The organism is Deltaproteobacteria bacterium CG11_big_fil_rev_8_21_14_0_20_49_13, from assembly GCA_002796305.1.
GTDB lineage: Bacteria > UBA10199 > UBA10199.
In genome coordinates, this window is the sequence record PCWZ01000046.1 from 1 (window position 1) to 10313 (window position 10313).

General features: G+C 46.7%; 11 protein-coding genes. 6 read left to right on the forward strand and 5 right to left on the reverse strand.

Annotated features, from left to right (window positions below; translation table 11 throughout):
• Nucleotides 1–198: 198 nt before the first annotated feature.
• Nucleotides 199–411: a hypothetical protein gene (locus COV46_04000; GenBank protein ID PIR17461.1), complete on the reverse strand. Its 213-nt coding sequence runs from the start codon at nucleotides 409–411 to the stop codon at nucleotides 199–201.
• A 288-nt stretch (nucleotides 412–699) separates the two neighbouring features.
• Between COV46_04000 and COV46_04005 the strand changes: the two genes are divergently transcribed.
• Nucleotides 700–1896 carry a hypothetical protein gene (locus COV46_04005; GenBank protein PIR17478.1) on the forward strand — a complete coding sequence of 399 codons (1197 nt, stop codon included), beginning with the start codon at nucleotides 700–702 and terminating at the stop codon, nucleotides 1894–1896.
• 253 nt (nucleotides 1897–2149) lie between these two features.
• Here the strand turns inward: COV46_04005 and COV46_04010 are convergent, their stop codons facing one another.
• The 4 genes from COV46_04010 to COV46_04025 all read right to left on the reverse strand — a co-directional run bounded on the left by COV46_04010 (nucleotide 2150) and on the right by COV46_04025 (nucleotide 7287).
• Nucleotides 2150–4483 (reverse strand): hypothetical protein, encoded by a 2334-nt coding sequence (locus COV46_04010; protein PIR17462.1) that lies wholly within the window; start codon nucleotides 4481–4483, stop codon nucleotides 2150–2152.
• A gap of 10 nt (nucleotides 4484–4493) precedes the next feature.
• Nucleotides 4494–5792 (reverse strand): aspartate aminotransferase, encoded by a 1299-nt coding sequence (locus COV46_04015; GenBank protein ID PIR17463.1) that lies wholly within the window; start codon nucleotides 5790–5792, stop codon nucleotides 4494–4496.
• A 113-nt stretch (nucleotides 5793–5905) separates the two neighbouring features.
• On the reverse strand, nucleotides 5906–6550 hold the full coding sequence (locus COV46_04020) for a hypothetical protein (GenBank protein PIR17464.1): 645 nt from the start codon (nucleotides 6548–6550) through the stop codon (nucleotides 5906–5908).
• Complete coding sequence (locus COV46_04025; GenBank protein ID PIR17465.1) at nucleotides 6535–7287, reverse strand: hypothetical protein; 753 nt, start codon at nucleotides 7285–7287, stop codon at nucleotides 6535–6537. The genes COV46_04020 and COV46_04025 overlap by 16 nt, the downstream gene beginning before the upstream one ends.
• A gap of 43 nt (nucleotides 7288–7330) precedes the next feature.
• On the opposite strand from COV46_04025, the gene COV46_04030 reads away from it, so the two are divergent.
• The 5 genes from COV46_04030 (at nucleotide 7331) to COV46_04050 (ending at nucleotide 10150) form a co-directional block, all read left to right on the forward strand.
• A complete protein-coding gene (locus COV46_04030) occupies nucleotides 7331–7915 on the forward strand; it encodes a hypothetical protein (GenBank protein ID PIR17466.1) in 585 nt (194 codons plus the stop codon).
• Complete coding sequence (locus COV46_04035) at nucleotides 7887–8249, forward strand: hypothetical protein (protein ID PIR17467.1); 363 nt, start codon at nucleotides 7887–7889, stop codon at nucleotides 8247–8249. The genes COV46_04030 and COV46_04035 overlap by 29 nt, the downstream gene beginning before the upstream one ends.
• Nucleotides 8246–8968, forward strand: a complete 723-nt coding sequence (locus COV46_04040; protein PIR17468.1) for a biotin--[acetyl-CoA-carboxylase] ligase — start codon at nucleotides 8246–8248, stop codon at nucleotides 8966–8968. Before COV46_04035 ends, COV46_04040 begins: the two co-directional genes overlap by 4 nt.
• Nucleotides 8959–9690 carry a pantothenate kinase gene (locus tag COV46_04045; GenBank protein PIR17469.1) on the forward strand — a complete coding sequence of 244 codons (732 nt, stop codon included), beginning with the start codon at nucleotides 8959–8961 and terminating at the stop codon, nucleotides 9688–9690. Before COV46_04040 ends, COV46_04045 begins: the two co-directional genes overlap by 10 nt.
• A 160-nt stretch (nucleotides 9691–9850) precedes the next feature.
• Complete coding sequence (locus COV46_04050) at nucleotides 9851–10150, forward strand: hypothetical protein (GenBank protein ID PIR17470.1); 300 nt, start codon at nucleotides 9851–9853, stop codon at nucleotides 10148–10150.
• Nucleotides 10151–10313 lie beyond the last annotated feature (163 nt).

Sequence of the window (10313 nt, forward strand, 5' to 3'; positions counted from 1 at the left end):
CCTTGATTTTGCCGTCAGCCACCTCGCTAAAAACTAGAATTTGGGTGAGTAGTTACGAAAAAAGTCGCAAGTTCGAACATGTGTTGTGACCTTCGAAACGTCGAAAGCGAAAGAAACTGAGTGGTTTGAGCGGCAAAAAGAAGGACAGAGTGCGCCCATGGTTCGACAGGCTCACCACGAGCGTGGACGACCACATCATCAGCTAATATCCTGATTAAAAAAACCGTCATTTTCCGGGACGGTTTGGTCAAAGGCAGCATCGTTGTCAACTGGCACGCATTCGGATTGCGCGAACGCAAGGCCGTCCGTGGCGACGTTGCGGTCGAAGGTTATCTTGGGCGGAGCTCGCGATATCTCAGGGATGACCTTGCATATCCATCGGGCATCAAAGACGAACTCCTTCAAGTCCATGGCGGTTCCACAGCGGGGGCATTTGATGGGTATCTCGCCAAAAACCCTGGCGATAAGCGCTTTTGCACAGATATCGAGGCCTTAGCCTCAATAGAAAACAGATACTTACTGCGTGGTTTTTAACCCTAAAATCGACTCAAAAACCTCCACGAAATGTCTATTAGCTCCGATTTCTAACTTGTAAACTTCAGTTCGAGGCCGAGGCGGGCACGTCAGGGCCAAATTATCATTGAAATTTCATATATAGACATTGACTTTTCATGGGTATTTCTGTAGCCTGTAAGTATGATAAGAAGAAAAAGGGCAGAAGATGCTGTATTGAAAAGGATAAAGAACTTTCCAGTTGTTGCTATATTGGGAGCAAGGCAGGTTGGTAAAACCACGCTAGCCAAAAGCCTTAAATACGACCATTTTTTTGACCTTGAAAACCCTCGTGATGAACTACGTCTTAAAGAACCACACCTTGCACTTGAAAACTTAGAAGGGCTTATTGTCATTGATGAAATTCAAAGGAAACCAAACCTCTTTCCTTTACTTAGATTTTTGGTTGACCAAAAGAAAAAACAAAAATTCCTCATTTTAGGCAGTGCATCACGTGATTTAATAAAACAAAGCTCGGAAACTTTAGCCGGAAGAATTGCTTATTTCCAGCTTGGCACTTTTGCATTGGATGAAGTCGGAAATAAATCTTTGCAGAAATTGTGGTTATATGGGGGATTCCCACAGTCTTTCTTATCGAAAACAATTGAAGAAAGTAGACTATGGCGAAACAACTTTATTACATCCTTTTTAGAGCGCGATATCCCTCAACTTGGTATTCATATACCAGCAAATACTCTTCGGAGATTTTGGATGATGATAAGTCATTACCATGGACAGGTTTTAAACTATTCTGAGTTAGGCCGCTCTTTTGGTATTTCTGATATGACCGTTAGACATTACCTTGATATACTAGTAGGAACTTTTATGGTTCGCATTCTTCAACCTTGGCATGAAAACCTTTCTAAAAGACAAATTAAAAGCCCCAAAATTTATATTAAAGACAGCGGACTATTCCATACCTTACAAACTATTGATTCTAAATCTTCTCTATTTGCTCATCCAAAGCTTGGAGCTTCGTGGGAAGGTTTTGCCTTGGAAAATGTTATTCAAATACTTGATATTGATGAAGAACAGATTTTCTTTTGGGGGACCCATTCAGGTGCGGAATTAGATTTGATGTGGCAAGCACATGGTAAACGTTATGGGATTGAATTTAAATATGCTGATGCTCCGGCAAAAACAAAATCAATGATGTCGGCAATTGAAAACTTAAATTTAAATCACATTTGGGTTGTTAATCCCGGCGAGGCAAATTATCCGATTGACAAAAAAATAACGGCAATTGGTCTGAACGATTTAAATAATTTAACACTGTCCTTCACGAGTCCATGCGACATGAACGGTTTGAAGGCATCGACCAAGGGATCAAGACCTCCCGGATAATGCTTAAGGCAATAGTAGATATCCCACGCGTCTTTTTCCTTCATGCGATCGGCGAGCGCCATACCCTTCATGACGATGAAAGGAACGATTGACGCGACGCGAACGGTTACGGAATCTTTTCCGCCTTCAGGAAGCACGCCTTAATAGCCTCTTGAGCCTGAGGCTCCAATTTTGACCCCGTTTGTTTCATTATTATGGTACCTTTCAGCATTTGCGGAAAGCCATTATAAGCTTAGCAAAAACAATAATTATTTCAACGATGTTCAATGAATTTTTTCACCGTCTTATACTGGCTCTCTCCGTCAAGTCCCGCCTCTTCCAATACTTTGTAGGCCTGGCCGCTTCCCATGTAGTGGCCCTTCATGAAGGGGTGCATGCTGGCGCGTCGGCCCTTTTCCGACGACACGAACTTGTAAAGTGTTGGAAGCGTAAAACCGGTTATTCCTATCGCCTCTCTTCGTAAGCTTTCGGAGAATATCTTATCCTGTTCATCTTTGGGAAGCCTGTCGAAGAGCTCGACGCTCGCGACATAATAGATGTTTAGGTTTAGCCCGTCCTTATCAAGCCGTGGTAGCACCTGTTCAATGAACGTATAGGTAACGCCCGATTCCTGAAGGACTATGGCGCCGTCCGCCTTGTCACCGGCCGAGCGAAGTGCGTAGACGCCATTTGTTGCATTGACTGCGGGCGCGAGTTTAAGGGCTACTCTATCAGGCACCTTTTCGTTGGGCCTTGTAACGAACGGGGTGATTATTGCTGGGCGTGCCTGAAGGGCCGCCGTCATTAAAGGCCATATTTCCTGAGGGTCCCAAGGGGTCAGCGATATCATCACATCGGAAGGGAAGTTCTCCTGAACTATCTGGAGCGCCTGCGGATCGGCGTGTGTTGGTCCGTCTTCGCCCGTTTTAAGTCCCGTGTGAGCGCATATGGCTACGAACGGATGATAGCTGCCCCCGAACGTGTGGACCCTTGCCTGTTGGCCTATTCCGTGGAGTCTCATTGTGATATGTTGCAGGGCCGCTATGAAGGCGGCATATGAAGAACCTACGCCGATATGTTTTCCGAATGCGGAGATACCGCTCATGACGCCGCCTATGCCGTCTTCGCATATGCCGCCTACCGATAAGGCGCGTGAAAAAGGTCTTGCTCCGGAATTGTAGAAACCTTCGGGGAAACCCTTGTAGACGTTATTAACGCTGGTCGAACCAAGAAGGTCGGCAGATGCCGAGAGTATGGCGCCGCCGCTCTCTTTATTATAATAGTTCAATATATCACCAAGAACACCTCGAAGCGTGATGGAATCGCCCACCTTAAGCTTGAGCGCTTCAGGTGCATTGTCTATTTTATGTCTCTTTTTATCGTAGATAACTTCTGCGTTAGGGGCGTTCTCCCTCGGTTTTCTTCCAAGCGTCTTTAATCTCTTGGCGGCATCTTCGGTCTTTCCTGCCAGGAAATTGGCGGATTCCTTGTTGGCCTCGGCCATCTTTCTTAAGGTGAGAAGCGTATTAAAGTAATGGCTCTCTACGTTATTGTCATCGGAGCCGCCTTCAAAACGCGGGAATTTGATGCCTGTTGCATCTTCAGCATCTTTAAGCGCGGCGTAGTAACCTTCGGAGCAGAACTTATGACCCGCGCCGTGGCTTGCCCTTCCTTCTATTCCGTATTTCCAGCCCTTTATCGTGCGGTAAACGATCGCGGTCGGCTGATCGTTCTTTATCTCTTTTAACAGCCTTTGAGCCACAAATACTTGAGTGAAGTCTTTTCCATCGGGAACTATTATGACGTTCCAGTCATTAAGATATGCGAACTCCACAGGGTCCCACTGGACATAATCACCGGGGCCTGTTTCGTCGCGCGTAACGTGGTTGGAGTCAATTGATGCCTGGTTCCAGTCGATGTGAACGGTCAAGTTCTTGAGTCCCGCTGTTGAAGCAAACGAGAACGCCTCTATCACGCGTCCAGGTGTCATTCCGCCTTCGCCTTCTATCACGTGAACGTGAGGGGCGTTCGCTGCGCCGAAATAGTCGATGGCCCCCATGGCGAGGCCGAAAGATGTTGCAACGCCAACGCCGGACGCTCCGGTGGATATCTTTATGAATGGAGTCGATGGCGCCGGGTGTCCGTCCAAAGCCTTAGCTTTATATTTCTTGAATAGCTCCGTTTCCTGTGTCGGGTTCCGTCTGAATCCCAAAAGGTCCTCAAGACGCATCTGATATTTTTCTTCTTTGGGCAGAATCGCCGGGCGTCCGATACGGACGAATTCGTTCCTCATCGCCCACATGGCGTAAAGACCAAGAGCTTTATGTCCGGCGGCGTAGGATATGAAGTCGTTGGAATCCTCATCCGGGTTGGTGAAGTTGTAATCCATCGTGTTGAAGATGATGGATTGGACAAAACGCCCGCTTGAAATGCTTCCGCCGGGATGTCCCGATGTGGGGACGTAATTGTACATTATCGCACAAAGTGTACGGTAGAGAAGGTCATAGAATTCGAAGTGGTTGATCTCTTCGGGGTTGAAATTGAACCTCTTGAGCTCGTCCTTTACGTTTAGAACAACCGCGCGTCTTTTTCCGAACTGTAATTCCATAAGGTCTCCTTTAGAATAACCGTTTGCCTTCCTTTACGAACGCCTCAAATCCGGCCCTATCTTTGCTTGCAGTATCCATCCTTTTAACCGCCTCGATAAGATCGTTCTTACCTGTCGCTATCGATATCCTTAGATAATGCATGTTCTCGGCGCCTATGCGACCGAACGATTTTCTGTCCATCGTTGCCACATAATATTTAAATAACATGAACATCTGGAAGATCGTGGAAGGGCTCGTCTTTGCCCCTGTCTCCGCCGGAAGCGATTCGAACGCATCGAAGACGCCAAGACTCTTGCAAAGACCCGAGATGTTGGGGAATGCGTAAAAGGCCCCTTTGGGAAGCTGGCATCTGACGCCTTCTATCTTGTTGAGCCCGTTCACCACGATATCGCGCCTCTCATGGAACGCCGAGACCATCGCGTGGATCGACTTTTTGCTTTCGGGAGAAGTGATGGCTGTGACCGCGCCCATCTGGTTGTAGGCCGGTATGCACGAGAAATAGTTGATGTTGAGGTTCTTGAACACTTGAGCTTCTTCGGCCGAGGGGAATACTGCCCAGCCGATGCGTCCGCCGGTCCAAGAGTAGCTCTTGGAGACGCCGCTGACTATTACCGTGTTCTTCTCCATTCCATGGAGGCTTGCTATTGAAAAGTTATGCTCTCCGTCGAATAGAATCTGTTCGTAGATCTCATCAGAATATATCCGGATATCTGGGTTCGCCTTTTCTTTTATAACCCTTGCTATGTCCACTATCTGTTCCTTGGTCGCTACTCCGCCCGTTGGGTTTGACGGGAAGTTTAGATAAATGAGCTTTGTGCGGGGCGTGATGAGCCTTGCAAGCTCTTCGCCTGTGAAGCTAAAACCCTTTTTTTCGTCTAAGTGAAGCGGCACAGGCTTGGCGCCGACATATTTAACGAAAGATTCATATATAGGAAAGCCGGGAGATGGATAGATTATCTCATCACCTGGGTTGCAATATGTCTGCTGGCAGAGGCCGATGGGAGGTTTTCCGCCGGGGAATACCACGACCCTGTCGGGTGCGATATTAAGGCCTCTCGATTCGCCGATATATTTTGCCACTGCTTCTCTCAAAGGGAGTATCCCTTGGGGATCGCAGTAGTGTGTCATGTCCTTATCGAGCGCCGCCTTGATGGCGTCGACAATATGTTTGGGGAGAGCAAAGTCCGGTTCTCCCAGATTGCATTTTATCACCTTGTGGCCCTCTTTTTCTATGCCGGCGATGTATGGGCCGACCTTGAAGGCGTTCTCGGTGTCGATCATCAAGGTTCTTTCGGAATAGAGTGTCATGCTTGTTTCTCCTTGTCATCCCAGCGAAAGCGGGGACCCCTCTTGCATACTCTAGATTCCCGCTTTTGCGGGAATGACAGTGGGGCCACTTAAGCACCCTTAGCGAGATCTAGTCAACACTTTTGGTATTTTTGGGCGAATTTAAGAATAGTTTTGGCGAGCGAATTCTTCGACCGGTTATTTATGGAAAATTTGAGACCGGTTCTGGTGATAACGGTAGCCGACGAACTCTCCTTACCGATGACATTTGCCATATTGGCGACTATAATGTCGCAGTTCTTTGCCTTTAGTTTTGCATAGGCGTTCTTAACGAGGTTGTCTGTTTCAAGGGCAAAGCCTATTAGAAGCTGGTTCTTGCGCTTATGTTTTCCCAGCCAGGCCAAGATGTCAGGGTTTGGAATAAGATGAAGTGCGTAGGTGCGTAAGTGCGTAAGTGCGTGAGTTTTTTTGATCTTTTGTCTGGAGTATTTAGCCGGTCTGAAATCGGCAACCGCGGCGGCGCATATGATGATATCGGCCGACCTGTAGCATTTCTTGACACTTTCGAACATTTCCCTCCCCGAAACCACAGAAAAGGGTCGGACCCCTAGAGGGGGGTATTTTTTTATATGGCCGTGTATGAGCGTTACGCTTGCTTTTAATGCCGTCGCAGAACGCGCAAGGGCAAGTCCCATGGCCCCGCTTGAGTCGTTGGAAATATAGCGAACAGGGTCCAAATATTCCCTTGTGGGGCCGGCGGTGATCAGGACTTTGAGCATGTCTTTTTAATGAATTCCACTATCTTTGATATGTCGGCCATCCTGCCAACGCCTTTATAGCCGCAGGCAAGTTCTCCTTCTTCAGGATCTATGAATTGATATTTAAGATCCCTCAGGTGCTTTATGTTCCCTTGAGTTATCGGATTCTCCCACATGTTGACGTTCATTGAAGGGGCAAAGACGACCCGCGCCTTCGTTGCGCAGATTGTGGTCGTAAGCAGGTCGTCGCATATGCCATGAGCCACCTTTGCTATTACATTTGCGCTGGCGGGGGCTATCGCCAGAACATCGGCCCTGTCGGCGAGGGAGATGTGGATCGTGATTCGCGGATCATGTTTCGTATTTTTTTCTCCGGCCTCATACTTCCAGCTTTTCGCCTCTGGGTGTATTAGCGCGAACATGTCGGTGTGCACCGGATTATTCGAAAGCGTTTGCAACGTCAACGGTGTCACAAAGTTCTGGGCGGCTTCCGTCACAATGACATGCACATCGGCTCCGGCTTTAGCGAGTTCCCGAACCAGTTCGCATGTTTTGTAAGCGGCGATCCCGCCGGTTATTCCTATCACCACGGTTTTTCCTTTTAATGTAGTCATGAGGAGGTACCAGATATCCCACGGGATAATCCTTGTCAAGGAGGCCATTATTCGAAGCAGGTGTAATAGTTGATGCCGGATGCCTCCAAAACAACAAAAGGTATCGTTGCATTTTAATGTGCAATATGTACAAAAAATTGACATTATCTATAAAGATGCTATAATTACCATCAGTTAAGAGTTTAATATGAAATATGTCCTAAAAGAAACGCTGTTCAAAAAAATCCTTTCAAAACAAGGCTTTAATAGTGTTTTTGACTTTTCAAAAAAAACGGCCATTCACAGAAATACCATCCTTAGCTATCTCTACGGGAAGGATGTTTTTTCGTCTTCATTCAAGAGAATAGCCGACATATTAAAAGAAGACCCGCTTGCTCTCATTGAGCCGGTTTCAAATATTGAAGAAAATATCTCCAACATAGATGAGATAGAATGCCTTACGGCGGCGCTTATCAAAAAAGACCCAGATATTGCGGTGATTCTCTTGGGGTCAAGGGCAAAAGGGACTGCTAAAAAATATTCGGACTGGGACATTGGAATAACACGTGGACAAAGCCCTATTTCGGGGATAGAATATTTGAGGCTAAAAAACATAGTTGACGAGACAACAGAAGATATTCCCCGCATTGTTGATCTTGTGAATCTGGATGCTGCACCGCTGTGGTTCTTAAATGGAATAAATTATGAACCGGTATTTTTAGACGGGAACAGGGACTCGTACCTATACTTCAAGGGAGTTCTATATGGCGTCAAAAAGAGCGGCCAAGCTTGACACGGCGTTAAAACGTCTTCAGTCGGCGATAAAGGCCTACAAAGAAGCGAACGAAGACAATGACCTTGAGTTCATGGCGCTTGTAAAGGCATTTGAGGTGGCCATAGAATATGCATGGCGGGAACTTAAGATCAAAGTGGAAGATGAAGGGCTGGATGCGCCGTCGCCAAAGGCTGCCGTTAAGCAGGCGGCCAAAATAGGAATAATATCTGAACCCGAAGCTTGGCTTTTGTGCATTGATGCACGCAATAACAGCGTTCATGATTATTTCGGGATATCGGAAAAAGAATATATGGTGCTGGCTGAAAAACTCGTTAAGCTTGCGAAAATATGATTGGCTCCAAAATACATCATTATAAGGAGATAGTGTCTACCAACGACATAGCCTTCGGTCTTGCAAAAAATGGCGCCGCGCACGGGGAGGTTGTTGTCGCAGAAACGCAGACAAAGGGCCGCGGAAGGATGGGACGTCTATGGGAGTCGCCCGCAGGCAGGAGTATCTGCATGTCGGTCATATTAAGACCAGACTCCTCGGTAGAGACTTCACCTTTGACGCTTGTTGTGGGGATAGCGGTTGCCGATGCGCTTAAGAATTTCACAAAAGGCGAACTCAAGGTCAAGTGGCCGAACGACATATGGCTGAACGGCAAGAAGCTGTGCGGAATATTGGCCGAAAAAGGAGACGGAGCCATTGTTGTTGGGATCGGGGTAAACGTTAATTCAGAGAAAAGCGACCTTTCCCCCGAAGTTTCCGGCATAGCCACTTCTTTAAAAGAAGAAGAGGGTAAGGCATTCGACCCAGAAGCTGTCCTGAAAAATATATGCGAGGAACTTGATAATTATTACAATGTGTTTGTAGCCGACGGGTTTGATCCGTTCGTCGCGCTTTACAACTCATGGTCGCTCATAAATGACAAAGAGGTTTCGGTTACTTTTAATAATGAAGTTACGAAAGGCGTTGCCATTGGTATAGATACGGATGGCGCGCTTCTTTTAAGGAAGGAAGGGGCCGTTAAAAAGATAATAGCGGGAGATGTTTCGTTATGCTTCTAGCAGTAGACGTGGGGAACACGAATATAACATTCGGTGTTTTTAAAGGGCGAAGACTTGTGAAGACATGGAGATATGTGACCCACAAAGTTGTCAAGTCGGTAGTTGACCAAGTTGCCAAGTTAAAACCTTTAATAGTGGATCATGTTGTTGTCTCAAGTGTGGTGCCGGAGATAGATCGCGCGCTCAAAAAGGCGCTCAAGAAAAAGTTCGGGGTCGCACCGCTATTTGTCACCTATAAGAACGCCGGAATAAAGATAGGATATCCAAAGCCAAAAGAGATAGGGGCCGACAGGCTCGTCGACGCCGCAGCCGCATGGAAAAAATACGGGCGCGCGTGTATCATCGTAGACTTCGGAACGGCAACAACGCTTGATTATATAGATGCAAATGGTTTTTACCGCGGCGGCGCCATAGCCCCGGGGATACATTTATCGAAAAAGGCCCTTTATGAAGCAGCATCAAAGCTTCCAAAGATCAAAATAGAACCAGCAGTAAAAATGATACCCACGACCACAAAGATGGCGATGCAGACAGGTCTCTATCAGGGCTATATTGGGATGGTCGAACATTTGGTAAGAAGGACCGTGAAAGAGGCGGGCGGCAAACCTTTGATAATCGCCACCGGCGGCCTTGCGTCTCTCTTCGCCAAGGGGACGAAGCTCTTCGATCGGATAGATCCATGTCTTACCCTTGAAGGCCTATTTTTGAGTCACGCTTCCTAGAACGGTTTTTTAAAAAAAGCTGGCAACTTATTTAAAGATGTGCTGATAACGGCCAAGGCCAAGGACCAAGGAGAGTGAAAAAATGGTAACGAGCTACAGATCAATAACTAACCCCGATCAGGTATGTATAAGTTTGGGGTTCGACAAGGGGAATGACCTGATGTTTCAGACCATCTGCGCCAGGATCGAGGGCGGAGATGAATGTGAAGCTATAGATAGCATGGCCAGTATGGCGGAATTGGTCACGATAAAAACACAACGGGATGGCTACAAGCGGAGCAAGCCCGATATCAATGTAGAACGCTGCCTGTTTACCAACAAAGCCGCGTTTTTTAGCGATATTCTTAAGTATCTAAATCTTCGGGGTATTAAATTTGCGGTCGAATATTTTTCTGGCGGGTCAAGACCGTTTTGGAGGCTCTGCGAAGGAATCAATTTCTACGGTAACAAAAATAGATGAGCGATGGTGGCGCAAAGGCTTCGCGAATATATCGTCAAAGGATTTACGCTCAAATATTCCGATAAGCCCTTTATAGTATTTTAACCTTTGGTTAGTAATACCTTTGTTAAAAACTATAAGTATTTCTAACTTCTTATTCGCACTGGCATACGAATAAGAAGTT

Coding starts and splice junctions, on each gene's coding strand:
- COV46_04020 (PIR17464.1), bottom strand. CDS start 6,550: ATGCTCAAAGTCCTGATCACCGCCGGCCCCACAAGGGAATATTTGGAC.
- COV46_04045 (PIR17469.1), top strand. CDS start 8,959: ATGCTTCTAGCAGTAGACGTGGGGAACACGAATATAACATTCGGTGTT.
- COV46_04010 (PIR17462.1), bottom strand. CDS start 4,483: ATGGAATTACAGTTCGGAAAAAGACGCGCGGTTGTTCTAAACGTAAAG.
- COV46_04000 (PIR17461.1), bottom strand. CDS start 411: ATGGACTTGAAGGAGTTCGTCTTTGATGCCCGATGGATATGCAAGGTC.
- COV46_04025 (PIR17465.1), bottom strand. CDS start 7,287: ATGTCAATTTTTTGTACATATTGCACATTAAAATGCAACGATACCTTT.
- COV46_04035 (PIR17467.1), top strand. CDS start 7,887: ATGGCGTCAAAAAGAGCGGCCAAGCTTGACACGGCGTTAAAACGTCTT.
- COV46_04030 (PIR17466.1), top strand. CDS start 7,331: ATGAAATATGTCCTAAAAGAAACGCTGTTCAAAAAAATCCTTTCAAAA.
- COV46_04050 (PIR17470.1), top strand. CDS start 9,851: ATGTTTCAGACCATCTGCGCCAGGATCGAGGGCGGAGATGAATGTGAA.
- COV46_04040 (PIR17468.1), top strand. CDS start 8,246: ATGATTGGCTCCAAAATACATCATTATAAGGAGATAGTGTCTACCAAC.
- COV46_04015 (PIR17463.1), bottom strand. CDS start 5,792: ATGACACTCTATTCCGAAAGAACCTTGATGATCGACACCGAGAACGCC.